This is a genomic window from Anaerolineaceae bacterium oral taxon 439, from assembly GCA_001717545.1.
In the GTDB taxonomy this organism is placed as follows: domain Bacteria; phylum Chloroflexota; class Anaerolineae; order Anaerolineales; family Anaerolineaceae; genus Flexilinea.
In genome coordinates, this window is record CP017039.1 from 642,763 (window position 1) to 668,502 (window position 25,740).

Sequence of the window (25,740 nt, forward strand, 5' to 3'; positions counted from 1 at the left end):
ATGAAGAAAAAGAAATTGCATTTTATTCCGCTCGGCGGATTGGGTGAGGTTGGGCGGAATATGATGCTCTTCGGGTATGACGACCGCTATATTATTATTGACTGCGGCGTTCAATTTCCGGATAGTTCGATGATCGGGATTGATTTTATTATTCCGGATATGACGTTCCTCCAGGGAAAAGAAGCGAATATTTTAGGCGTTTTCGTGACGCACGCGCATGAGGACCATATTGGCGCGCTGGTCCACCTGTTTAAGGTTATCGAGAACGTTCCGACCTACGCGACGCAGCTGACGGCCGGCATGATTGAGACGCGCCTGGCGCGCGGCGGGCAGCTGAATAAAACGAAGATTATGGTCACCAACGCCGGCGATACGATCGAGACGGGACCGTTTAAAGTTGAATTTATTCACGTTACCCATTCGATCCCGGACTCGGTCGCGTTCGCGATTCATACGCCGGCAGGGACGGTCGTCGTAACCGGCGACTTCAAGTTTGACCTGACGCCGATCGATGGCTGGGGCGCGGATTTATCCAAGCTGGCTTCCGTCGGCGATAAGGGCGTTTTAGCCCTTTTCAGCGATTCGACCAACAGCGAGAAGCCGGGCTGGACGCCGTCCGAGCGGGAAATTACCCCCACGTTTGAGCATGTTTTTGAGACGGCGCCGGGCCGGATTATTATTTCGTCGTTCGCCTCGCTGATTTCCCGGCTGCAGCAGGTAACGGACATTGCGCGCCGTTATGGACGGAAGATCTGTATCGTCGGAACGAGCATGATCGATAACGTCAATCTGGCAAAGAAGCTCGGCTATCTTGAAATGCCTGACGATTGCGTTGTGTCGTTGGACGACGCGCTGTCGCTTCCGGATCATAAGCTCGTTATTCTCTGTACGGGGTCGCAGGGCGAGCCGACGGCGATCCTCGGACGCTTATCGACCGGAAAATATTCGGCGTTCAGTATCAAGGAAGGCGATACGGTCGTCCTCTCGTCGCATCCGATTCCCGGCAATGAGGAACAGGTGTCGCTGATTATTAATCGCCTGATCCGCATGGGGGCGAACGTGATCTATAATTCGCTGCTTTCGGTGCATGTCTCAGGTCATGCCTGCGCGGATGAAATGAAGATGATGATCAGTCTGATCCGGCCGAAATACCTGATCCCGGTCCATGGCGAGCTGCGCCAGCTGACGCGGCATAAGACGCTCGGGACGCTGATGGATATTCCTGCGGAAAATATTTTTGTGATCGAAAATGGGCAGACGCTGGTCTTTGACGACGGTACGGCGAAGCTGGGGCCGAAGGTGCCGGCGTCCGTCGTCCTGGTCGATGGGACGAACGTTGGCGATATGACGGCGGATATTCTGTATCAGCGCGAGCGCCTGGCGGACAGCGGGGTTGTCGTCGTGACGCTGATCCTGAACCGCGGGAATAACAGCCTGATCCGTGAGCCGAAGATCGTTCATGAGGGCCTGATGACGGAAAAGGAGATGATGAGTTATCAGGAGGAGCTGGACGATCTGATCGCGTCGACGATCGCGAAGAAAAATGGCCAGAGCCAGGAGGCGCTGGAGAAGAACCTGGAACAGGTCCTCAGGCGGTTCTTCTATACGACGACCGGGCGCGCGCCCTGGATTATCGTGAACCCGTTTTATCTGTGAGGAATGTTTTTAGTATCCCATGAAAATTCGAGAGGAACCCTGCGACGGATGGAAAACTTAGCAAAATATATTCGGCCCAGCTTAGCGGAAAAGTTCGAATTTCAAAGCTATGGCCATGCGCTGGAGATTCTGAGCGAAGCGTTCCCGACTGAGTGGAAAGAGATTCAAGATTGCCTGGAAAATTTATCCATATCGGTCGCAGATATTCGAGCCGCAGGGGGAAACGAAACGGCGATCCCGAAAAAATTCGACGATTTCCTCTATCCAGTCGGTTGGAGAGAGATAAAAATTACCGGAGACTTACTCGTTAAGCTTTTCCCACGAAGAGAGAATCAACGCGGAAGATTTTCAAATATGCCTTATGAGGAACGGATTATCTCGGGATATATCGATGGCCACAATATCGACTTTATTAAAAACAAGGTCGCGTTTGATTTGGAATGGAATAGTAAGGACCAAACGTTTGACAGGGACTTACTGGCGATGCGAACGTATTTCGATTGCGGATTAATAGAGGTAGGTATTATCGTAACTCGTTCCAAAGAGTTAGACGAGGTTTTCAGAAGTCTTATCGATTTAAACGGAAGATCCCTGATTCAAAAGTATGGAGCGAGTACGACATGGCTCGGGAAATTGGAAACTCGATTGAAATCAAGACGAAATGGCGGTTGTCCAATTTTGGCCGTTGGAATTCGGAAGACGTGCATTATGGTGGATTTGTAATGGAATCGGGGGAGTTAGATCGAACAGTTGCGGATCTCCTTGCGTATACCGCGGGGAAAAAATATAAAACGATTTATGCCGATCCGCCATGGCAATTTCAGAACCGAACCGGGAAGGTCGCTCCGGAGCATAAACGATTAAGTCGGTATCCTACGATGGACTTGGATCAGATTAAAGCGCTTCCTGTTGGAAGGATCGCCGACGAGAAAAGTCATTTGTATTTGTGGGTCCCGAACGCTTTACTCCCGGATGGCTTGGATGTCATGAAAGATTGGGGCTTTGAGTATAAAACCAATATTATTTGGGAAAAGATCCGAAAAGACGGAATGCCGGATGGGCGGGGCGTTGGTTTTTATTTTCGGAATGTGACGGAGATTCTTTTGTTTGGCGTCAGAGGCGATAAAAATCGGACGCGCGAGTCTGGTCGTTCTCAAGTCAATCTGATTCGTTCTATGAAGCGGGAGCACTCTCGCAAGCCGGATGAATTTATTTCTTTAATTGAAGACTGCTCTTTTGAACCATATATAGAATTATTCGCTCGTGGAAATCGGAGTGGCTGGGACATGTGGGGGAATCAAGCTGATGACGATTATGAACCAACGTGGGATACGTACGCGAATCATACGGTCTCAATCAAATCTTCGCAGCTTCGTTTTATCGTCGATGGGGCAACGGAAGTTGTCGGATAGGTCCGCTGCTCTGATGGACTGCCCCAGAGAGTCAGACTTTTCGTTTCAATCAAAAAGAACGGCCTTTTATTGGCCGTTCTTTTCATCCGCCGCGACAGGCTTTTAACTTTTGCGGGCGTTCTTGCGCATGTCGAAGATGACCGACAGGATAATTACGAGGCCCTCGACGATCTGCTGCCAGTAGGAATGCACCCCCATCAGCGTCATCCCGTTGCGCATGACCGAAAGGACGAGCGCGCCGATAACCGCGCCGCCGATCGTTCCGATTCCGCCGGAATGGCTCGTTCCGCCGATCGTCGTCGACGCGATCGCGGTCAGCTCGTACCCGGTCGCCAGTCCTGGCTGAGCTGAGACCATCCGTCCGGACGAAACGATCGCCGCCACGCCGCAGAGCAAGCCCATCAGCGTATAGATCCAGACGAGCGTTCCTTTGACGTTGACGCCGGAAACCTGCGCTGCGTTGATGTTGCCGCCGATCGCGTACGCGCGTTTCCCGAAACGCGTCTGCGAGAGGAGGGTCCACATGATCGCGATCATGACGATATAAATCCATCCGGGCATCGGGATCCCGAGGAAACGCCCCTGCCCGATGAATTTGAACTGCGGGATGAGCGTGCTGATCGGGCGTCCGTTGGTATAGAGGTACGTCGCGCCCCGCGCGATTGTCGTCATCCCCAACGTTGCGATAAACGCCGGGATCCCTGTGTAGGCGATAAGCGATCCGTTAATCGCTCCGGCAACCATGCCGACGAGCAGCGCGGCGAGAATCGGGACGATAATCGGAAGCTCCGGCAGGTTCGGATAAACTTTATTCGCGGCGCCGGAGGTCTGGCCCAGCGAGGTCGCGACAACCGCCGACAGCGCTAAAATCGATCCGACGGACAGGTCGATTCCTTTTGAGATGATTACGATCGTCATCCCCAGCGATAGGATCCCGTAGATCGACGTCTGGGTTAAAATATTCAGCAGGTTATCCCAGGTCCGGAAATTCGGCTTGACGATCGACAGGAACAGGATCATCGCCAATAAGACGATCGCAATCCCGTATTTATTAAGAATCGTTTTGAAAGTGGTCTGGTTAGGTTTCATGAAAGCGTTCCTTCTCTGAGGTTTACTTGGATCCGTTTATTGCGAACCGCCGTTTTTATGGAAGCGCCTGTTCCGCGGTTCCGGTTGCGTAGCGGAGTACGGTCTCCTGCGTCAGGTCGGGGGTGTTTTCCAGGATTCCGGTAACTTTCCCTTCGTGCATGACGAGAATTCGATCGCTCATCCCCAAAATTTCCGGCATCTCCGACGAGACCATCAGGATCGATTTCCCTTCCTTCGCCAGCAGCGTCATCAGCCGGTAGATTTCGGCTTTCGCGCCGATGTCGATTCCGCGCGTTGGTTCGTCTAAAAAGAGGATTTCCGGCTGGGTCATCAGCCAGCGGGCCAGCAGGACTTTCTGCTGATTTCCGCCGCTCAGGTTTTCAATCGACGTATTCAGCGACGGCGTCTTGATCTGCATCTGGTCGACGAACCTGTCGCAGCCTTTATCGACTTCCTTCTGATCGATCAGTCCGAGGCGGTTCAGGAAGTCGTCGTAACTGGAAATTGCGACGTTGATATGGATCGGGAGCGGCCCGTATATTCCGTTCATCCGCCGGTCTTCGGTCAGGAAAGCCATCCGCTGCCCGATTGCGTCGCTTGGCTGCCTGATTTCTACTGGATTGCCGTGAATCCGGATTTCACCGGCGGCTTTTGAGCGGATGCCGAAAATCGTCTCGACGACCTCGGTCCGACCCGCGCCGACGAGGCCCGCGATCCCGAGAATTTCGCCGGACCGAAGCGTAAACGATACGTTCCTGAAGTATTTTTCATGGCTCAGCTCCTTGACTTCAAGAACAGGACCGCCGATCTCGGTTTTAATTTTCGGGTAAAGTTCGGATAATTCGCGTCCGATCATCATGGTAATCATGTCGTCCATCGTCAGGTCTTTTACGAAACGCGTTCCGATATATTCGCCGTCGCGGAGTACGGTCGCGCGGTCGGCGATCTCGAGAATCTCGTTCAGGCGGTGCGAGATGTAGATAATTGAGGTTCCCTGATCGCGGAGACGGTTGATAATCCGGAAAAGCTGTTCCTGTTCATGTTCCGTCAGCGCGGACGAGGGCTCGTCCATGATGATCAGTTTCGCGTCATATGAGATCGCTTTGGCGATTTCGACCATCTGCATCTTGGCGACCGTCAGCTCCGACATATGGACCGTCGGATCGATCTCAAAGTCGATCCGCCTCAGGACTTCACGGCTCATGTTTGCCATTTTCTGATGATCTACCAGTCCGAATCGATTCAGCGGTTCGCGTCCGAGCCAGATATTCTCCATGATCGGGCGATGAAGAACGGGGGATAGCTCCTGATGAATCATCGAGATCCCTTTTCTCAGCGCGTTGGCGGTCGTCGTATGGTCGAGGCGTTCGCCGTCGAAGATGATTTCGCCGTCGTCGATTTGATAAATTCCGAGAAGGCATTTCATCAAAGTCGATTTCCCCGCGCCGTTTTCTCCCAGAAGCGCATGAACTTCACCGCGGGCGATTTCGAGCGAAACGTTTTTGAGCGCGTTAACGCCGGGGAAGCGCTTGCTGATATTCTGCATGGTCAACAATGGTGTTTCATTCATGCCATTTTTATCCTTTCTCGAAACGGCTGATTTGTCTGAATATGGTTTGAAAGAGGGTGGCGCGCACCCTCTTTCAATCTGTCTTTTTTCGTTTCGCAGCGCTCCGTTTTACTCAAAATCGGCGATATTTTCGGGGGTGGCTAAAACGAACGGAATTTTCGTATACGGTTCGGGGTCTTCGTCGCGGAGCGCGGCTAACGCGACTTTCATCGCGCCTTCGCCCTGCCCCTTTCCGTCCTGCATGACGGAAGCGTCGAGCCGTCCGTCGATGATCGCCTGTTTCGCGTCAGGAATCAGGTCAACGCCCATGATAATAATATCCTCGCGTCCGGCGGCTTCCGTGGCTTCAACGGCGCCTAATGCCATTTCGTCGTTATTTGAGAGGATCAGTTTTAATTCGTCGCCGTAGGCGGTCAGCCAGTTTTCCGTGATGGTCATGCCCTGGTCGCGCTGCCAATCGCCGTTCAGCTCAGCAAGAAGTTTATAGTTTTTCATTTCTTTCAGGGCGTCTTTATTCCCCTGCGTTCGGGCAATCGCGCCCTGGTTCGAGAGGATACCGACGAGGATCGCGTAACCGATTTCCTCTTTTTCGCCGAGAAGCTCGACGGCGTATTCAGCCTGGAATTTCCCGGCTTCAGACTCTTCAGACCCAACGTAATAAACGTTTTCAGGATAATCTTCCGGATCCAGATCTGAGAACGGATTGCGGTTGACGAAGACGAGCGGGATACCGGCCTTCTGGGCGGCTTCGATAATCGGTTCGACGGCGCTGGTATCGATCGGCACGACGATTAAAGCGTCGACGCCTTCGGCGATAAACGCGTTGATCTGGTCCTGCTGCTTGAGGATGTCTTCGCCGCCGTCGGAGTAAACGAATTCGACGCCTTCCTTCTCGGCGTAAGCGCGCGCGTGATCTTCGATAAACGTCTGGAAGGTGTCGTTAAAGTTGTTGCAGGCATAGCCGACTTTGAACGTGTCTTGCGCGAAAACAGCGCTGCTGAGAACGAGGACGAGTACGACTGTTGACAGGGCGATCATGAATTTCTTTTGCATAACGGGCTCCTTTGATTTCTTAAACAAAATCTTACACGAATATAAAAAGAATTATAACGAACCTGGCGCATAGGCGAAAGGGATAAACGGAGGACGTTTGTCATATTTTTATGGTTGGGTTTGTGTGATAAAAATCATATTGCATTGAGTACGAAAATCTGAGCGGTTTGCATTTATGATTCAATAGTGAATAGCAGCTTGGGTTTTTATAGCGTATTAAGGAGGCGCGATGGAAAAGGTACGGATTGCGATTGCCGGGTTGGGGCGGTTGGGAAAGATTCACGCGAATCATCTTTGCGGCCAGATCCCGGGCGCAGAGGTTACGGCGGCCTGTTCGATTATTGATGCGGAGCTGCGCTATGCGCGCGAGACGTTGGGGATCCGCGACGTTTATCGCGATTATGACGAGATGATTGAACGGGGAAATTTTGACGCGGTGGCGATCGTTACGGCTTCGGGGGTGCATTGTTCGCAGCTGACGCGGGCGCTGGAGGCGGGGAAGCATGTTTTCTGCGAAAAGCCGCTGGGCGTGACGGTTGACGAATGCCTCCGCGCGGCGAAAGTCGTTCAGGCGCATCCGGACCTGGTTTTCCAGCTGGGTTTCATGCGCCGGTTCGATCCGTCCTATCGATACGCGATGGAGAAAATTCGCGGCGGGCTGATCGGGGATCCGTACCTGGTTAAGGCGGTGGGGCTGGATCCATTGAAGCTGCTCCCGGGGGCGATGAACTTCCTGGCGACGAGCGGCGGGATTTTCGTCGATATGGCGATTCATGATATTGACCTGATGCGATGGTTCCTTGGGGCGGAACCGGAATCGGTTTTCGCGGTTGGCTCGACGTTCGGATTCCCCGGGATCGCTGCGATTGGAGACGTTGAGGCTGGCTGTGCTTTGTACCGTTTTGAGAATGGGGCGATGGGGACGATTCATACGAGCCGGACCGCGCCGTATGGGTACCATATTGAAACGGAGATCGTGGGGACGAAGGGCGCGATCCGAATCGGTCAGGTCCCGGCGAAGAACGGCGCGGTCCTGTACACGGACACCGGCGTTGGGGTCGACTGCGTCGAAGCGTTTCCGGAACGGTTCGAGCGCGCTTTTCTGGATGAAAAGGTCTGTTTTGTCGATTGCGTCCGGAATGGGAAAAAACCGGAGATCGACGTCATCGACGGAGTGCGGTCGGCGGAAATTGCGTTGGCGACGACGCAGTCGCTGAAGGGCGGCGAGCTCGTGCGAATCCGGTACCGGTAAATAAGGCGGGGAGGACTGAATCCTCAGCGTCTTATTTCATCTGATATTTGAGACCCGGTTAGCCGTAACTGTTTTAGCAGGGATTCAAACGCTTCGCCTTCATAGCTTGAAATATGGCCCGTTAATCCAAGCGCGGCAATTGGATTGTTTTCCTGATCGTACAGCGCGACAGCTAAGCAGCCAATTCCAAGCGCGTATTCTTCCCGATCGACTGCATATCCCTGTTCGTTGGATACGGCTAATTTCTTTTTATATTCTTCGATGTCAAGAATCGAATACTCGGTCTGTTCCCGGACGGTTTTCCAGGCCTTTTTTAAAAACAGAGTTAATTTTGCGTTGGGGAGGAGCGAAGTCAGGATTGTTCCCCCCGCGCTTAAATTAATGGGAATTTTTTCCCCTATTTTCGCAATAACGGTAATTACAGAAAGCGGAAGCGCTTGATGGATTGTGATTACGGAATCGTTGTCTAAAACCAGTAATTGACAGGCCTGCGCCGTATCCGCCGCAAGCTTTTCCATGTACTTGTTCGCAACTTCAATGATATTGAATTTGTCCTGCGCATACCGTCCTAATGAGATAAGTTTGTATCCCAGTGTAAATTTATCTGAGAAATATCGGCTTTCCCTGAGATATCCTTTGCTGCGCAGGCAATTCACAATTCGATAGGTCGACGCAATTGGAATTTGCAATTCTTCGCTGATTTCTTTGGATGATTTTGGAGTTTCGCTTTCACACAGGTATTCCAAAATACTCAGCGCCCGCTCTAACGCAGGCGGGAAATTAGATTCGTCTTGTTCGCTCATATGCCTCCTAAACGGCTATCCAATTATATGAGAGAAATAACCTTTTTTTGCTGATTTCTGATATTGACAAATGAAAACAGGGTGGCTACAATTATCAAATATAAGAACTCTTGAATCATATGTGATTAACGGATGCTTTGTGGGAATCAAGCGCTTTGCTTGAAAGTATTTATCAGCTAAGAAAGAAGGGATTTATGAAAAGGGTGATTGTTTTTGGTTTGGTTTTTGCGATGCTGATCTCAAGCTTCGCCGTTGGCGTTCATCCGACGATTGTTTCCGCAATGCAAATGGAGCCTAAGAAGGACTTGAAAATCGGAATGATTGTTCCGACGCTGGGGGCTCAGTTCTGGGCGAACAGTGTGGATTTTGCGAAAAAAGGCGCGGAGGAATTAGGCTTTGAGCTGGTTGTTTTTAACGCTGATAACAAGGCCGACCAGATCAATAAGCTGATTGAGGACGCGATTGCTTCTGGTATCGACGGGTTGATTTTTGTTCCCTACTGGTCGGCGGGAAGAAAAGCGGTCATGGATTGCGAAGCTGCTGGAATTCCGATTATCACGATCGATTGTTTTATTGAAGATATCGAGCCTCAGGACGCTTTCGCGAACTATATTGCGTTTATCGGTCCGAATGACGAAGACGCCGGGTATCGGATGGCGAAGGCGCTGTTCGAAGCTACGCCGGTATCCGATGATGGAAAGAAATATGTCGGCGTTATCCAGGGAACGCCGGGAACGACCGTTGCGATCAATCGGGAAAAAGGATTTGACAAAGCGTTAGCCGAGGAAACGAACGTCGTCGTCGTTGGTCGGGTTAATGGGAATTTTGTCCGCGATGAGTCTCAAAGCGCGATGGAAGATCTTTATCAGGCGCATCCGGAACTTAAAGGCGTCTGGGCTGCGAATGGAGGTACGGCGACTGGCGTGATGACTGCCTTGAAGAACGCGGGGAAGAAACCGGGCGAGGATGTTATTGTCGTCGCAATGGATTTGAATCCGGAAAACGTTGACGCGGTTGAGAATGGGGAGCTTCTTTTCGATATAGGAGGACACTGGCTTCAGGGCGGTTTTGCCGCTGTGATGATGTTCGATTATCTGAATGGTTTCCCGATTCCTGCGGATGAGAAGAATACGGTCTTGAATTTATTGCCATTGACGCAAGATAAAGTAGACCAGTTTAAGAGTGATTTCCCAGGCGGAATTCCTGCTTTCGATTTCAAGGAATCGTCGAAGGTTTATAACCCGGACGCATCGCAGGCTGTCTTTGAGATGAAGTACAGCAAATAAAACTTTGTAAAAGGCTGAAGCGACGGCGATCGATATGAGGACTGTCGCTTCAGCAACTCCGGATTTTCGCGAAATTTTTAAGGAAAGGTATCAGATGATCGTTCAAGCGGTAGATATCTGCAAGAGATTTGACGCAACCGTAGCTTTAGATCATGCGAAAATCGAATTGGTTCCCGGACAAATTCATTCGATCGTTGGGGAGAACGGCGCCGGAAAATCGACGTTATTAAAGGTTATCGCCGCGGTTCATAAACCGGATAGTGGAAAAATTACGATTGATGGGCAGCATTTCGCTCCGTTGAATTTTCTGGACGCCTCGAAAAAGGGGGTGACGATCGTTTTTCAGGAGTCGTCGATTAATCCTTACCTGACGATCGCTGAAAACATATTTATCGGCAGGCATCATGAATTCAGCCGTCCTTTCCTGGGGCTTGACTGGAAGAGAATGAATCGGGAGGCGCAGGATATTTTAGCGTCGATCGAGTCCGGAATTGATATTCGACAGAATATAAGAAGTCTTGATTTTGGTCAGTGGAAATTGATCGAAATCGCGAGAGCGTTATCCTACAATCCGAAAGTCTTGCTGTTTGACGAGTCAACCGCGTTCCTCAATAATCGAGAGTCAAGGGTATTTCTTCAAGCTGTTCGAAACCTCCGGAATCGGCAGATTGCGATCGGTTTTGTATCGCATCATATGAACGAAGTCTTTGAGGTTTCGGATCGGATTACAGTAATGCGCGATGGAAAATTTATCGCGGAATACGACCGGAACGAGGCGACAGTTGAGAAAATTGAATCTGCGATGGTTGGAAGATCGATCGGATCAAGTATTTATCCGGATCATCCTACGGTCAAGGCGTCCGACGACGTTATCCTGAGCGTGAAGAATCTCTCGGTTGATAACAGGGTGACCGATATTACGTTCGATCTTCGGCGGGGCGAGATTTTAGGCGTCGGCGGCCTGAAGGGAGCGGGCGGGGAAGCGATCCTTAACGCGATTTACGGATCGGAAAAGATAACGGCCGGTCAAATTTATTTATCGTCTTCGCGCTATTTGGCGCCCACCCCTTCGAAAAGCGTCCTGAATCGGATTGCGTTGGTGCCCGGGGAGAGAACGGTAGAAGGGCTGATACCCGAATTTTCAATCCATGACAATCTGAATATGACGGCGCTTCCGCGAAGGGGGCTCCTTCGCGATAAGGCGAAGGAAAAAGCGTTAACAGGCGCGCAAATCGATTCGATCGGAATCAAAACCGTTGACGCAATGCATCCGGTGAATTCACTAAGCGGCGGGAATATGCAGAAAGTGGTGTTGGGAAAATGTTTATCGATTCATCCGGATATTTTGCTTCTGAATAATCCAACGCGCGGGATCGATATCAAGGCACGACAGGATATATATGCGTTGCTCCGTGAGCTTTGTTCTCAGGGCGTCTCGATTCTCCTGTTGACGGAGGATTTGCTGGAGTTGTTGGGCATGAGCGATCGAATTTTGTTATTGAAGAAGAAAAGGGTTTCGAAGATCTTTGAAGAAAATCGGGATCTCGCGGAAGAAGATGTGATCCGTTTTATCGTTTAGCGGCGTGGAGGCAGCGAATTATGTTCGGGTTCTCGATTGAGAGGGTTAAAAGGGTTGAATTCAGGAAGTTCTTTCCGTTTATGCTGTTAACCGCTCTTTGTATTATTTTTACGATTACAAATAAGCGTTTCTTCCAGCTCTCTAACTTTATGATTATCGCGCAGCAGATGGTCGTAACGTTGATAGCCGCGTTGGGAATGACGTTCATTATCGTTACCGGCTCGGTCGATTTATCGGTTGGATCGATTGTCGCCTTGTCGGCGCTGACGACAGCGCTGACGGTTCCAAAATTCGGTGTTTTCGCTGTGATTCCTGCTGCGGCTGTCGGTACGCTCTGCGGACTGCTGAACGGGTTCGTTTTTACGAAGGGAAAAGTTCCGTCGTTTATCGTTACGATGGGCGCGATGGTATCTTATCGCGGGCTGGTCTTGTTGATAACGCATGGCGCGCCGGTTGAAATAAAGGATATGACCTTTATCAAGACTTATGCGGGAAGGACGTTCTTTAATACGCCGAATTCCGTCCTGTTTTCGCTATGTATCCTGTTTGTGATGTGTTACATGTTTGAGAATTTTGCGTTTAGCCGGGAGGTTCGGGCTGTCGGCGGGTCTGAAAGAGTTGCGAAACTGACGGGAATTCGCGTCGACAGGGTGAAGATTCTGGTTTTCGTGCTTTTTGGGTTGATGGCCGGGTTGGCGGGCCTGTTTCAGGCGGCGCGGACCTACGCGGCAACGCCGACTTTAGGCGAAGGGATGGAGCTGGACGTTATCGCTGCGGTTGTCGTTGGCGGGACGCCGATGTCCGGGGGAGTGGGAAGTGTCGTTGGGACGCTGCTGGGAACGTTCATCATCGCGGTCCTCAGCAACGGTATGAATATTATGGGATTGTCTTCTGAGATTCAGCAGATTGCCAAAGGGATCGTTCTGATTCTTGCGGTTTTTGCGACGATCGATCATAAGAAGATTAGCGTTATCAAATAAGCAGAGAAAAGGAGAAAAAAGAGGATGAATAGGAAACCGATGATTGGTCTGATTGGATTTTCGGACGGCGAGCCTGCCGTTCATGAGCAATTAAAGGAAATTGTTCAGAAACAGGTCGATGTTATCGCGGAGGAACTCGAAAAACAGGGAGAGATTATCGTACTAAAGGCGGATCGGCTCGTTTGCTCGGTTGAGAGCGCGAAAGAGGAAGCTGAGAAGCTGAAGGCGAAGGGCGTTGACGGGACGATTTTTTCCTACGGGGTCTTTGCTTTCCCGAATTTTTCGGCGATTGCTGCGCAAAATGGGAAGGGACCGTTTCTACTTGCAGCGAACCTGAATCCGGATTGGCCGGGAATGGTTGCGATGCTGGCGGCCGGCGGCGCGTTGCATCATCTCGGTATCGAGCATTTTCGCGCGGCTGGAGATTTTCGGGATCCGAAGGTCCTGGAGAAAATTACCCATTTCGCCCGATGCGCGATGGTTGTGTCCCGGTTGAATGGACAGAAATATGGGCTGATCGGGGGACGAAGCCTTGGAATGTACAGCTCGACGGTGAGCATGCAGGATTGGCAAAAGAAATTTGGGATCGACGTGGATCATTTAGATCAATCCGAAATCCTCCGGATTGCGGAAGAGATTCCTGAAGCGCAGGTTGAAAAGGCGTTTGAATGGCTGAGCGAAAACGTCGGCGAAATTAAATATAATGGGACTTCTTTCACTTCAGAAAAACTCAAGCAGCAAATTCGACATTATGAAGCGACAAAAAGAATCGTGCAGGAGAATCATTACGATTTCGTCGGTGTAAAGTGTCATTATGAAATGAGCCGGCACTATTGTACGGAATGCCTTAGCGCCGCTTTCATGAATGATCCTTATGACTGGGACGGTGAAAAAGAACCGGTTGTATTTGCCTGTGAAGCGGATTCGGACGCGGCGCTAACGATGCAGATTTTGCATCTGCTGACTGGCGATCCGGTTGTGTTCATGGACGTTCGTCATTATGACGCCGAGGAAGACGTCATGGTATTCTGTAATTGCGGGTCGGAATCGACCTATTACGCTACCGGAACGAAAGATTTTCGAGCAAACTTGAAAAAGACGACGTTATATCCATGCCTGGATATTTATTCCGGCGGCGGATGTCACGTGAATTTAATGACAAAGGCGGGAAAAGCGACGATCGCGCGATTGAATCGAAACGAGGGAAAATATCGGATGACGATTATTCCGGCGGAATTCGTTGAGCTTCCGCGGGAAAAAATGAAGGAAACGACCGAAGAATGGCCGCATGTATTTGCGAAGCTGCCTTTCGATCATTCCGTTTTCCTGGATCGTTTTGACGCGAATCACTGCCATGCGGTTTATGGCGATCATGTGGATGATTTGAAGATGATTTGCAGTATGTTGAATGTTGAAGTGGAGATGTTTTCATAGCTCAAATCAATTGTGAAGGAGATGATGATGCAGCGGTTCTTAAATAATCCGGATGATGTCGTCGATGAGATGCTGCGGGGTTTTCTAAAGTGTCATCCTGATATTGTTGCCGAAACAACGAATCCCCGCGTCCTGAAATATGTACATGCGCCAGTTCAGGGGAAGGTAGGGATCGTTACCGGCGGAGGCTCAGGGCATAAACCGGCTTTTATCGGATATATTGGGAAAAATATGTGCGATGCTGTCGCCGTAGGCGAGGTCTGCTCCTCGCCTACGGCTAATGCCTTTTTAGACGCGTTCCGTGCGGCAGACAGCGGGAAGGGCGTTGCCTGCCTTTATGGAAACTATTCCGGCGACAACATGAACGTCAAGATGGCGGTGAAGCTCGCGAAGAAAGAAGGTATTGAGGTCAGAACGGTCGTCGCGAACGACGACGCGGCGTCCGCCCCGAAGGACCAGGCGGAGAAACGAAGAGGCGTCGCAGGGGAAATCCTGATGTGGAAGGCTGCTGGGGCAATGGCAGCGTCGGGGGCGGACTTGGAGGATGTTATCGCCTCGGCAAAGGATGCGATCGATCATACTCGAAGCGTGGGTATCGGGTTGACGCCCTGTACTTTACCAGCCGTGGGGCATCCGAATTTCGAAATAAAGGATGGAACGATGGAGGTGGGAATCGGTCATCACGGAGAACCGGGGATTGAGGTCTGTCCATTGGAGAGCGCAGCGTCGGTCGCGAGACGGATGACCAAGATTGTCTGCGACGATCTGCCTTTCCTTCCCGGCGACGAGACAGTTGTCCTGCTCTCCGGTTTAGGCGCGACTCCGTTGATGGAGCTTTATATTTTATACGATGAAGTTCAGCGTATTCTGGCTTCGATGGAAATTTCTGTTCATCGGGCTTACGTTGGAAATTATTTTACTTCGCTTGAAATGAGCGGCGCGTCGCTTACGGTCATGAAGCTCAATGACCGGCTGAAAACGCTGATTGACTTGGACGTATATTCTGTCGGGCTGAAACAGCAGCAGGGGTAAGAATATGGACTATTTTCTTAATTCTGATGGGAAGAAGATCCTGACGCGGATTATCGGAGCAATTCAGGAGAATAAAGAGTACCTGAGCGAAATTGACGGACGAATTGGCGACGGCGATCATGGTATTAACATGAACAAGGGGTTTTCCATTTTCGAGGAACGTATCCGCGATCGGGACGTTGCTTTTTCCGATGGGTTGGGCGAGCTGGGCGAAATCCTGTTAACTGAGATTGGCGGTTCGATGGGGCCGATATACGGGACAATTTTCTGTGGAATGGCTGAACGCTGCGAAGGCGCTGAGAAAATCGATCTGACCCTTTATGCCGAAATGCTCCGCCGGGGATTGGAGGACCTTTCCGAAATTATTGAGGCGAAAGTTGGCGATAAAACAATTGTTGATACTTTGGCGCCGGCTGTCGAAGCGGTTGAACGATCGGTTAACCAGGGTGAGCCGATCGACAGGGCAATGGCGTCGATGATCTCTGCGGCGGAACAAGGAAAGGAATCAACAAGGGACATGGTCGCGAGGGTTGGGCGTTCCAGCCGGTTAGGCGAACGGTCGAAAGGCGTTCTTGATGCCGGCGCGGTTTCATGCTTCCTGATTATCGAAGCGATGGGACAGGGGATTCAGGATCTTTGCCTGTAAGAGATCGGGGACATGATGTATAAAATTGCGATTGGCGCGGATCCGAATGCCGGTGAATTAAAGTCATACCTGATGGAGGTTTGTAAAGACTTGGGGCATCAGGTGATCGACATGGGCGATGAAGACGCTATCTACGCTAACACGGCGATTAAAGTCGCGAAGCAGGTCGCGAATGGATCTGCGGATAAGGGGATCCTGCTCTGTGGAACAGGAATTGGAATGAGTATTGCCGCAAATAAGGTTCATGGCGCGTATGCCGCTTTGCTGACCGACGCCTATAGCGCGGAAAAAGCGCGGACGAGTAATAATACAAATATCGCCTGTTTAGGCGCGTTTACGATTGGAAGAGAGGTCGCGAAAAAAATATTGGGAATCTGGCTGACTGCTGATTTTGATTCCGCTTCGCCGTCGGCGAAAAAAGTCCAACGAATTATCGATTATGAAGATGGCAATAGCTGATTTTATATTTCTATAAATCTGGCGATTTTCGTCAAGCATTAACTCTGCGTTTTCGGGTTGGACGTCCGATCGGATTTCCAACCCGATTTCACTGCTTAGCCGGTGTCGGTTTCTTCGGTTTATTCCGCGATCGCTGTCAATTTCTCTTTCTCATGATACACTTTCTCCCAGATAGAATAGAACTGTTTGGTAAATAAGGCGGCCCCGGATATGACACATCCTTCGCATGAAAAAGCCCTCCCGATTCGCATCCCGAATCTTTCTTTTGTCGTCACGCTCCTGATCCTGCTCGCTGCGGGCGCGATCCTGTACGCCTATATCACGCCGGACGGGCTCGGTCTCACGAACGACAGCGCCGATTACCTCGGCGGCGCGCGCGCGATTCTCGCCGGCGACGGCTACGTCCGTTATTCCGGCGATCGCCAGCCCCGGCCGATTACGCAGTTTCCTCCGGGGTATGCGTTGGCGATTGCGAAAGCGGCGGCGTTGGGCGCGCCGGACGTTTTCGCCGCCGCGAAAGCGATCAACGGGATCGCGATCGTTCTGAACCTGTTCCTGATCGCGGCGCTGGCGTTGGCGACGACACGGCGCGAATCAGCCGCCGCCTTCGCCGCGGCGCTGACGCTGGTTTCCGTTCCGTTCCTCAGGGCGCAGTCATCCGGCCTGAGCGAGGCCCTGGCGTCCGTCTGGATCCTGGGCGGACTGCTCCTGCTGTCGGTCGCGCTAAGGAAAGCGCGGCGTCCGCTTTGGGCCTGGCTCCTGATCGGCGCGGTTTTCGGGGTCGCCGTCCTGATCCGCTACGCGGCGCTGATTTTTTTCGCCGGGGCGCTTTTCTTAGCCTTCGCGAACGGGCGGACAGCGCGCGATCGCTGGACCCCGGCCTTCGGAATCGCGGCCGGTTTCTCCGTTTTCTTTCTTCCCTGGCTGATCCGCGGGCGGATCGTCAGCGACGGCGGCGTCAACCGGACTTTCGCGCTGCATTTTCCGACGGCGGACCGGCTTTGGGACGGCGTCCGAACGGTCATGGGCTTTTTCCTCCCTGAAGCCGGAGGAATCGTTGAAAAACCGCGCGTCGTTTGGGCAGGGTTGATCCTGATCACGCTGGCGGCGCTGACGGTTCGCACGGCGTTGAAACTGATCGCCGTTTTCCGCGGAACGGCGCAGCATCCCGATGGCGAAGCGATGCCGCTGGCGCCGGCCGATTTCTTCGTTTATTTCCTGCTGCTGTATCTGGCGGAGCTGTTCCTGACCGCGGTTTTCGTCGACGGATCGACCGTTTTCGACGACCGGATGCTCTACCCGTTTTTTATCCTGACAATTTCAGCGGTCACGTCCGCCGCCGCGGGGTTCATGGAAAAGCCCGGACAGCGCGCCGCGGCGATTATCGTCCTGACGCTTTTCGGTCTTTCGCTTCTCGAAGACAGTCTCGACCTGATCCGGTCGTTCCACGCTGACGGTCAGGGTTTCGCGGGCCGCGCATGGCGCGAATCTGAAACGGCGAGGGCGATCGCCGGGCTGCCCGACGGGATAACCTGCTTCAGCAACCGGCGGACGTTCCTTGGCCTGGTAAAAGAGCTTCCCTGCTACGTCCTCCCGGTTGGGTTTAACGCCGCGACGCAGCAGGCCTCGGCATCGTTTACGGCGGATCGCGAATGGATGCGGTCTGAGATTCTGTCCGGAAAAGCGGCCGCGATCGTTTTCGGCTTCGCTGATGACCTCGATCCAGAATCGGGGGATTTCAGCTATTATGACGCGCTGTTTGCGGAGCTGCCGTTGTACGGCGCGTATTCGGATGGGAAAATTTTTGCCCGGCCTGATTCAACGAGATGAGTTGTCGGACAATTTTGTGATTTATAGTGTGAAAATGATAAGAAATTGGCTCGTAACTTGCCAACTATTCGTTTTAGCCTTATAATCCGTAGATAACTTGTTTTGTTGGAGATTAGTAAAGATGGAACATTCCGTTTCCCCGATTGGTTCTGAGAAAGAATCTTTTGACTTTGAAGCCCTTCTTGACGAAGGGATTCGTATCGATTTTCCCAGAAAAGGCGAAATTCGTGAGGGCGTAATCGCCAGTATTACCCCGGACCAAATTTTAGTTAACGTTGGAACGAAGTCGGAAGGCGTTATAACCGGTCGGGAATTAGAGTCGATTCCGAAGGATATTCTCGAATCCTTCGACGTGGATCAACCGATTTTAGTTTACATTCTTGATCCGGAAGATCAGAACGGGAATCTTGTTTTGTCTTATACCAAAGCGTATGAAGAACAGATCTGGAAAAAAGCCGAAGAGGCAATGGCTTCGAAAGAAGCGATCGATTCGGTTATCAGCGGCTACAATAAGGGCGGGCTGATCGTCGATTTTGGGATCCTCCGCGGTTTTATTCCGGCGTCGCAGATCGCTTTGTCGCGGAGAATGGACGTCAGCGGCGAAAGCCCGGAACAGCGTTACGGTAAAATGGTCGGGCAGCCGATCCGGATCCGGATTATCGAGGTCGATCGCGAGCGCCGCCGGCTGATCTTCTCGGAGCGGCAGGCGAGCTCGGAAACGCGCGAATCGCTGAAACAGAAAGTCATCGACGGGCTTACCGAAGGCGAAATCCTGACCGGCCGCGTCGCCAGCCTCGCCGATTTCGGCGCATTCATTAATATTAACGGAATGGCGGACGGCCTTGTCCATCTTTCCGAAATTTCCTGGGATCATATCAGGAAACCCTCCGACGTCCTTCAGGTCGGACAGGAGGTCCAGGTCAAGGTTATCAGCGTTGATAAGGAGAAGAACCGGATCGGTCTTTCGATTCGCCAGACGCAGGACGATCCCTGGCTCGGTCAGGTCGCGAAATATCAGGTTGGACAGCTCGTCGAAGGGGTTATTACCCGGCTGACCAAGTTCGGCGCGTTCGCGAAACTCGACGATGCGTTCGAAGGACTGATCCATATTTCCGAAATCAGCGACAAGCGTATCGAGCATGCCAAAGAAGTTCTCAAGGAAGGCGATAAGGTTACGCTTCGAATTATCAAGATCGACCCCGCCAATCACAGGATCGGTTTATCGGTTCGCCGCGTCGACTCGATGGCTTATTCCGAAATGGACTGGGATACCTTGATGGCCGATCTCGATTCGCTGACGGAAGAATAATTCAACCGTTCGCCTGAATTCAGTGCGTTTGAAAGGCGTATCGCTCTGTCTGGTTTGTGGATGGATACGCCTTTTTCCTTTCGCCGCCGTTGAATTCGCAGCCTGAGGAGAGAGACGTTTATGAAAATCTTTATTACTGGCGCCGCGGGCTTTATCGGGTCGCATTTAGCCAATACGCTCTGCGAACGGGGACATACCGTTATTGGGTTTGACAACTGCTCGACCGGTCATCCCGAGTCGCTCGCTTCCGGCGTCGAACTCGTTCGCGGCGATATTAACGACCGGGAACACCTTTGGCGCCTGCTCCAGCAGGTCGACTGCGTTTATCATTTAGCCGCGCGCGTCGTCGTCCCTGAGTCGATCGATTACCCCCGCGAGTTCGAACGTGTCAACGTCGGCGGGACGGTTACGCTTCTGGAAGCGATGCGCGACGTGGGGATCCACCGCATGATTTTCGCGTCGTCCGGCGCGATTTATGGGATCCAGTGTCAGCAGCCGCTCAACGAGAACACGAGCAAGCCGAGGCCCGCTTCCCCATACGCCGTTTCCAAACTGGCGTCAGAATACTATATTAATACGATCGGCCGGCTTTGGGGCCTGGAGGCGGTCTGTCTCCGGATTTTCAACGCCTATGGACCGCGGCAGGGCTTCTCGTTTTCGCACGCGGCCGTCATTCCGACCTTCCTGAAGCAGGCCGCCGCCAAAGGTACGATCGTTATTCATGGCGACGGAACCAAGACGCGCGATTTCGTTTATATCAGCGATGTCGTCGACGCATTGATCGCGGCGATGGACCTGAAGAAGCCGGACGAAACCGTGATCAATATCGGCTCGGGAGAGGAAACGACGATTAACCGTGTCTGCGAGCTGGCGCAAAAAATAACCGGTCAGTTGCCGGAAATCGTTTATAACCCGAAACGCGTCGGCGGCCCGGATCGCATGCGCGCGGACCTGACGCTGGCCCGCGAGATGCTCGGATATGCGCCGAAAGTACCGCTCGAAGAAGGCATGCGGCTTGCTTATGAACTTGATCCGCGGCTGCGGCAGGCGGGACGCGGCCTTTTCCTTTGACGCCCCGCTATTCCGTTCGCTGACGTTTAATCGATTATTTACAGCCGGAATTTCCTTGGCTGACGAGCGGCCAATATGGGAGCGGCTTTGCGTTTCGTTGGATCATGAAATCACAATAGTCCCCATCCTCGAAGCAGGTATGCGTTCTTCGCAGCGGGATATTTAACATACTCGCCGTCACATAATCCAGATTGCATAAATACGGCATGTACGCTTCGTATCCATACGCCTTGGCAAAATCGCTCAGCGGGCATACCGTATTGTGAAAGATGGCCGAATATTTCTCATTCGGTGGGAGCGCTTCGGTTTGGAAGCTGCCGGGATTGACGGCCGCGTTAGCGGCGGCTTTTTCAGCCCGTTTCGTTAATACCTTCGTCATAAGGCCCGAGCAGCCCGTTATTCTCGGTAAAATAAATCGGACGATACCGGGGGTCTTCCCGAAAACCGATTCGAAACATTGAACCATCCTGTACCCGATCGTCTCCATATTGACCGCGTACTTCTTCAGGACCTCGCCCATCGCAACCAACATGAAGGCTCCCGTCAGGTTTTTCGTTCCGCCCGCGCTGTCTCCGCCGATATAAGGAAACCTTTCAAGCATCTCCTTTTCATATAGATCCCAGATTTCCGCGTTGAGATCGCTGAAGCTTCTTCCTGTGTCCTTTTCCAATTCCGCGGAAATCGTTTTCAGGAAGCCTTCCATTTCCTTTCTCAGCTTTCCGGATTTTTTTCGGTAATATTCATGCATGTCTGCCTCCTCATGTCGCTGATCTCATGTCTTCCTGAATTATACAATACTCAGATTTATCCGATCGATTTCAAGGCTGTCTCTGCCTGTCATGGTATCGGCGAAGGGAGGGGGGCTGGGGCGCGTTTTTCGGAAAGCCGACTCGCGGACGCGGGAAAAGGTTACCAGGACGCGGTATCTCGGATCGCGGCTTTTATATCGCGATGGAGCCGGATGACGTCCGGATTTTCCGAGCTGACCGGGAGGAACGGGGCGCGCGTATCGCCAATATCGCAGCCGTCCAGCCGGACGATCGCTTTTACCGTTCCATACAGCGATCCGAACGTGCAGAGGCGGGCAATGAAGGCGGTGATCATTCGCTGGAGGTTCAGCGCGACGTCGATCCGGCCCTCGCGGATCAGGTTTTCCAGCTTCAGGTACAGCTCAGGCATCGCGGCGTACGTCCCGCCGATTCCGGCGTCCGCACCCATGATCCGCCCGGCGAGATACTGCTCATCCGGCCCGTTGAAGACGATAAAATCTTTTCCGCCTTCTTCCTTGAAATGCATGATATCCTGAACGGATTCGGAGGAGCATTTAATCCCCGCGACCCGCTCGTTTTGAAGCATGCGCCGGAACATCGGCATCGACAGGCTGTATCCTGTCAGCTGCGGAATGTTGTAAATAAAAAACGGAAGGTCGGCGGCTTCCGTAATCGCGGTCCAATGCCGATAGATACTTTCTTCGCCGGGGCGATAGTAAACGCAGGGGACGGCGGAGGTTGCGTGCGCTCCGGTTTCCGCCGCGTGGGCGGCGAGGTCGACCGCTTCGCGCGTCGCCGCCGTCCCGACATGGACGATGATCGTCATATCCTCAGGCGCGGCCGATACGACGGCCTCGAGGATTTGCTTGCGTTCCGGGATGGAAAGGAGGAAGCCTTCGCCCGTACTGCCGCAGACGTACAGCGAGCGGACGCCTTTGGTATACTGGTATTGGACGAAATTCCGGGTAGCGGCGAGCGAAATCTCGCCTTTGGCGTCGAATGGCGTGTTCAGCGCGATCGTGACGTTCCGAAAACGGTTTACAGCATATTTTGTCATGGGTCCCTTTGCCTTTCAGTCTGACCGATATCAGAAAAAAACCTGAAAAAATTCAAACGATTTTATTTTTTATACCGTGATTCTGCGAAAAAGTGGGTGGAAAATCGGTCGGAATAATCGTATTTTTAAATATTGGTGACAGAAGTCATGCGAAAATGGTTATCATCGTCTTGTTTAGTTCTTTGTTTATTTCAACTATAATATTGGATGTCAGAAAAGACGTGAATCATTCCTGAACGTCATTTCATCATTCATGAGGAGATAAGTATGAAAAAAATGATTGTGTTGTTTCTTGCGTTAGCCCTGTTGATCGGCGTCCTCCCGGTATCGGCTCAGGCGACCGAAATTACCTGGTGGGCTTTCCCGACGTTCGCGACGGTCGACGACACCGTTGGTAAATACGAGCAATCGGTAATTGACGCATTCCAGGCCGCAAACCCGGATATCACCGTCAAGCTCGAAATGATTGACTTCCAATCCGGTCCGGAAAAAATTGCCACTGCGATCGAAGGCGGTACGGCGCCTGACGTTCTCTTCGATGCTCCGGGCCGTATCATTGACTACGGAAAGAATGGAAAACTTGCAACCTTAGACGACCTGTTCACCGACGAATACAAGGCTGATATAGCGAACGAAAATATTATCGGTGCCTGCTCGGACGGCGAGCACTATTATATGTATCCCTTTTCAACATTTCCATTTGTTATGGCATACAACAAGACCCTCCTTGAAAAAGAAGGTCTGCTTGATTTGGTCAACCTCGAAGGTGACCGTACTTGGACAACTGAAAAATTCACCGAACTCAATACCGCTTTAGCGGAAAAAGGTGTGATGGGACCGATCGTTTTCTGTCAAGCTCAGGGCGGCGACCAGGGGACACGCGCGTTCATCCAAAACCTCTACTCAGCCCAGATGCTGAATCCTGAAATGACCGAATGGACGCTGAATAGCGAAGCCGGTATCAAGGCCATGCAGTATGTTGTCGACGAAGTCAATGCCGGTCATTTAACCGAAGGCATTACCTATGCCGGAACCCCCGCTATTGAAGCATTCGTTGCTGGCACGGTTTCTGGCACACTGCTTTGGACTCCAGCCAACGCAAAAAACCACGCCGCAACGCTTGAAGAGAATGGTATTGAAGTCATTGCTATGCCCTATCCGTCGGACGATGAAACTCCAGATTTGGAGTATTACGTCGGCGGCTTCGCCGTCTTCAATAACGGCGACGACGCCAAAATCGAAGCCGCGAAGAAATTCATCCAGTTCTTAGCCGATGATAAAGTTGTTGGACCGCAAAATGTTCTCGCGAGCAATGCATTTCCAGTTCGAACGTCCTTCGGAGATCTGTATCCCGGGAATGAAGAAATGAAGTTTTATGCCTCATTGACAAAATATTATAGCCCGTACTACAACACGATCGACGGATTCGCGGGAATGCGTCCGGCGTGGTGGAGCAACCTCCAGGCGGCTCTGACCGGAGAAAAGACCGCTGAACAGGCGATGAACGATTTCGTTACTGACGCGAACAAGGCTTACGCCGACGCTCAGTAATCGTCAGTCTCAGGAAATTGAAAACTGCGGGTGGGGTAAAACCTACCCGCGGTTTTTTCAGGAAACGCGCTGAGCGCTCTCTCGCCAAAAATCATAAACTTTTAATTCGTCCGACAGGGCAACACTCAAAATCTACGAGGGAATTCCGATGCAAGCAAATAAAGTGATGACCATGAAGCAGGCAAATCAGCGAGAGGCGATAACTGCCTACCTGTTTTTATTACCCGCGCTGATTTTCTTCTTCGTCTTTGTCGTCGTCCCAATTGGACAGGGAATGTGGACCAGCTTCTTCAACTACACGATGAAACATTACCAATGGATCGGGATCGGAAACTATATTGAATTACTCAGCGACCAGGTTTTTTTGAAATCGCTTGGGAATACGATCCTGTTAGTTGTCGCAGCTGTCCCCGTGATCGTCGTTTTCAGTATTTTCGCCTCGGTCACGCTTTACGAAAAAAGCGCCTGGGTCCGTTCTCTTTTCCGCGGGATTTTCTATTTACCGGTCGTTACCGGTACCGTCTCGGTTATCGTCGTCTGGAAATGGATGTTCGACCCATTGACCGGTATTCTGAACTTCGTTCTCAAGGACGCCGGGATTATAACGCGCAACATCAACTGGCTCGGGGATAAACGTTTTGCACTTTGGGCGATCGCGCTCGTCCTTTTTACGACTTCGGTCGGTCAGCCGATCATCCTTTTTATCGCCGCGCTCGGGAATCTCGATAAGTCGCAGGTCGAGGCGGCCGAGATCGACGGCGCGAACAGAGCGCAGATTTTCCGTTACGTCGAATGGCCGGGAATCATGCCGACGACGCTCTACGTTGTCGTTATTACGACAATTAATACTTTCCAATGTTTCTCTCTAATCCAGTTACTGACTTCCGGAGGGCCAAACTTTAACACGAGTACGATCATGTATCAGGTCTACGAGACCGCCTTTCGCCTCCACCGCTACGGCTATGCCAACGCGATGGGCGTCGTCTTGGCGATCTTTATCGTTCTTTTCAGTACGGTTCAATTCCGCGTTTTCAACGCGAATATTGATTATTAGGAGCGTTCGTCATGGGATACAAAAAGTATAGTCCCTTTAATATCATTTCGACGATTCTGCTGTTGATCGTAACGTTCATTTTCGTTTTTCCGTTCTACTGGGTTGTCACCGGCTCGCTCAAGGAACAGCGGGTTACAGTAAAGTTGCCGCCGGAGTGGTTTCCTCTTTCGCCAACAATAGCTAACTATCAAACATTATTTAAGAACCCGGCATTACAATGGTTCGGGAACTCGGTCATTATTTCGCTCATCGCCATGGTGCTTGTCTGCACCGTTGCTGCGCTCGCGGGTTACGTATTAGCTAAGAAAAAATTCCCGGGACGAAACCTGATATTTTCAATGTTCGTTGGCGCGATGGCGCTTCCGAAGCAGGTCGTCCTCGTGCCGCTGGTGAAGCTGGTTTCCTCCTGGGGAATGCATGATACGCTCTGGGCGGTTATTTTACCGTCGGTCGGCTGGCCGTTTGGGATCTTTTTAATGAAGCAGTTCAGCGAAACGGTTCCGAACGAGATTCTTGAAGCGGCGAAGATCGACGGCTGCGGCGAGTTTCAGACGTTTCGCTCGGTCGTGCTGCCAATTGTCCGTCCGGGGGTCGGCGCGCTGGCGATTTTCACGTTTATTTCGACCTGGAACGACTATTTTCTGCAATTGATCATGCTGAACAGCCGGACGGCGCTGACGCTCCAGCTGGGGATCGCGACGCTCCAGGCTGAATTCGCAACCAACTATGGCGCATTGATGGCCGGCGCGACGTTCGCCGCGCTGCCGATCGTCCTGGTCTTCCTGCTCTTCCAGAACGCGTTTACGCAGGGGATTACGATGGGCGCGGTTAAAGGCTGACGCAGTAT

The 25,740-nt window shown here is 51.8% G+C and carries 23 protein-coding genes; 17 read left to right on the forward strand and 6 right to left on the reverse strand.

Translation table 11 applies throughout. The annotated features are described in order from the left end of the window. Genes BEQ56_03040 through BEQ56_03050 form a run of 3 tightly spaced genes read left to right on the forward strand, consistent with a single transcriptional unit; the run spans position 1 to position 3,068 of the window. A complete protein-coding gene (locus BEQ56_03040; protein ID AOH42542.1) occupies positions 1–1,656 on the forward strand; it encodes a ribonuclease J in 1,656 nt (551 codons plus the stop codon). A 48-nt stretch (positions 1,657–1,704) separates the two neighbouring features. Next, positions 1,705–2,379 carry a restriction endonuclease gene (locus BEQ56_03045; protein ID AOH42543.1) on the forward strand — a complete coding sequence of 225 codons (675 nt, stop codon included), beginning with the start codon at positions 1,705–1,707 and terminating at the stop codon, positions 2,377–2,379. Further along, a complete protein-coding gene (locus BEQ56_03050) occupies positions 2,379–3,068 on the forward strand; it encodes an S-adenosylmethionine-binding protein (GenBank protein AOH42544.1) in 690 nt (229 codons plus the stop codon). The genes BEQ56_03045 and BEQ56_03050 overlap by 1 nt, the downstream gene beginning before the upstream one ends. Before the next feature lie 102 nt (positions 3,069–3,170). Here the strand turns inward: BEQ56_03050 and BEQ56_03055 are convergent, their stop codons facing one another. The 3 genes from BEQ56_03055 to BEQ56_03065 all read right to left on the reverse strand — a co-directional run bounded on the left by BEQ56_03055 (position 3,171) and on the right by BEQ56_03065 (position 6,780). Continuing rightward, positions 3,171–4,157: a sugar ABC transporter permease gene (locus BEQ56_03055; protein AOH42545.1), complete on the reverse strand. Its 987-nt coding sequence runs from the start codon at positions 4,155–4,157 to the stop codon at positions 3,171–3,173. Between the two features lie 55 nt (positions 4,158–4,212). Then, positions 4,213–5,727 carry a D-xylose ABC transporter ATP-binding protein gene (locus tag BEQ56_03060; GenBank protein ID AOH42546.1) on the reverse strand — a complete coding sequence of 505 codons (1,515 nt, stop codon included), beginning with the start codon at positions 5,725–5,727 and terminating at the stop codon, positions 4,213–4,215. Positions 5,728–5,835: 108 nt separating this feature from the next. Next, complete coding sequence (locus BEQ56_03065; protein AOH42547.1) at positions 5,836–6,780, reverse strand: sugar ABC transporter substrate-binding protein; 945 nt, start codon at positions 6,778–6,780, stop codon at positions 5,836–5,838. Positions 6,781–7,009: 229 nt separating this feature from the next. On the opposite strand from BEQ56_03065, the gene BEQ56_03070 reads away from it, so the two are divergent. Further along, on the forward strand, positions 7,010–8,032 hold the full coding sequence (locus BEQ56_03070; GenBank protein ID AOH42548.1) for an inositol 2-dehydrogenase: 1,023 nt from the start codon (positions 7,010–7,012) through the stop codon (positions 8,030–8,032). A 23-nt stretch (positions 8,033–8,055) separates the two neighbouring features. On the opposite strand, the gene BEQ56_03075 is transcribed toward BEQ56_03070, so the two are convergent. Next, the gene (locus tag BEQ56_03075) at positions 8,056–8,835 is read right to left on the reverse strand and encodes a hypothetical protein (protein ID AOH42549.1); all 780 of its coding nucleotides are present in this window, start codon (positions 8,833–8,835) and stop codon (positions 8,056–8,058) included. Between the two features lie 194 nt (positions 8,836–9,029). On the opposite strand from BEQ56_03075, the gene BEQ56_03080 reads away from it, so the two are divergent. From BEQ56_03080 to BEQ56_03125, 10 genes are all read left to right on the forward strand, one after another. After that, positions 9,030–10,121, forward strand: coding sequence for a hypothetical protein (locus BEQ56_03080; protein ID AOH42550.1), 1,092 nt, complete (start codon positions 9,030–9,032; stop codon positions 10,119–10,121). Positions 10,122–10,155: 34 nt separating this feature from the next. Further along, the gene (locus BEQ56_03085) at positions 10,156–11,700 is read left to right on the forward strand and encodes a hypothetical protein (protein AOH42551.1); all 1,545 of its coding nucleotides are present in this window, start codon (positions 10,156–10,158) and stop codon (positions 11,698–11,700) included. 20 nt (positions 11,701–11,720) lie between these two features. Then, entirely contained in the window at positions 11,721–12,680 is a 960-nt protein-coding gene (locus BEQ56_03090; protein ID AOH42552.1) for a hypothetical protein, read from the forward strand. Between the two features lie 24 nt (positions 12,681–12,704). Next, positions 12,705–14,114 (forward strand): L-fucose isomerase, encoded by a 1,410-nt coding sequence (locus BEQ56_03095; GenBank protein AOH42553.1) that lies wholly within the window; start codon positions 12,705–12,707, stop codon positions 14,112–14,114. Between the two features lie 27 nt (positions 14,115–14,141). After that, the gene (locus BEQ56_03100; protein ID AOH42554.1) at positions 14,142–15,146 is read left to right on the forward strand and encodes a dihydroxyacetone kinase; all 1,005 of its coding nucleotides are present in this window, start codon (positions 14,142–14,144) and stop codon (positions 15,144–15,146) included. Positions 15,147–15,150: 4 nt separating this feature from the next. Further along, positions 15,151–15,792 (forward strand): dihydroxyacetone kinase subunit L, encoded by a 642-nt coding sequence (locus BEQ56_03105; GenBank protein ID AOH42555.1) that lies wholly within the window; start codon positions 15,151–15,153, stop codon positions 15,790–15,792. A 15-nt stretch (positions 15,793–15,807) separates the two neighbouring features. Continuing rightward, the gene (locus BEQ56_03110) at positions 15,808–16,251 is read left to right on the forward strand and encodes a sugar phosphate isomerase (protein ID AOH44377.1); all 444 of its coding nucleotides are present in this window, start codon (positions 15,808–15,810) and stop codon (positions 16,249–16,251) included. A 210-nt stretch (positions 16,252–16,461) separates the two neighbouring features. Beyond that, a complete protein-coding gene (locus BEQ56_03115; protein ID AOH42556.1) occupies positions 16,462–18,081 on the forward strand; it encodes a hypothetical protein in 1,620 nt (539 codons plus the stop codon). A 121-nt stretch (positions 18,082–18,202) separates the two neighbouring features. Then, complete coding sequence (locus BEQ56_03120) at positions 18,203–19,390, forward strand: 30S ribosomal protein S1 (GenBank protein AOH42557.1); 1,188 nt, start codon at positions 18,203–18,205, stop codon at positions 19,388–19,390. A gap of 120 nt (positions 19,391–19,510) precedes the next feature. After that, entirely contained in the window at positions 19,511–20,461 is a 951-nt protein-coding gene (locus BEQ56_03125) for an epimerase (protein ID AOH42558.1), read from the forward strand. A 34-nt stretch (positions 20,462–20,495) separates the two neighbouring features. On the opposite strand, the gene BEQ56_03130 is transcribed toward BEQ56_03125, so the two are convergent. Continuing rightward, positions 20,496–21,209 carry a hypothetical protein gene (locus BEQ56_03130; GenBank protein ID AOH42559.1) on the reverse strand — a complete coding sequence of 238 codons (714 nt, stop codon included), beginning with the start codon at positions 21,207–21,209 and terminating at the stop codon, positions 20,496–20,498. A 161-nt stretch (positions 21,210–21,370) separates the two neighbouring features. After that, positions 21,371–22,288 (reverse strand): N-acetylneuraminate lyase, encoded by a 918-nt coding sequence (locus BEQ56_03135; protein ID AOH42560.1) that lies wholly within the window; start codon positions 22,286–22,288, stop codon positions 21,371–21,373. Between the two features lie 267 nt (positions 22,289–22,555). On the opposite strand from BEQ56_03135, the gene BEQ56_03140 reads away from it, so the two are divergent. The 3 genes from BEQ56_03140 to BEQ56_03150 all read left to right on the forward strand — a co-directional run bounded on the left by BEQ56_03140 (position 22,556) and on the right by BEQ56_03150 (position 25,732). Further along, positions 22,556–23,839 (forward strand): hypothetical protein, encoded by a 1,284-nt coding sequence (locus BEQ56_03140; protein ID AOH42561.1) that lies wholly within the window; start codon positions 22,556–22,558, stop codon positions 23,837–23,839. 166 nt (positions 23,840–24,005) lie between these two features. Next, positions 24,006–24,893 carry an acetylneuraminate ABC transporter permease gene (locus BEQ56_03145; protein AOH44378.1) on the forward strand — a complete coding sequence of 296 codons (888 nt, stop codon included), beginning with the start codon at positions 24,006–24,008 and terminating at the stop codon, positions 24,891–24,893. 11 nt (positions 24,894–24,904) lie between these two features. Continuing rightward, positions 24,905–25,732 (forward strand): sugar ABC transporter permease, encoded by an 828-nt coding sequence (locus BEQ56_03150; GenBank protein ID AOH42562.1) that lies wholly within the window; start codon positions 24,905–24,907, stop codon positions 25,730–25,732. Positions 25,733–25,740 lie beyond the last annotated feature (8 nt).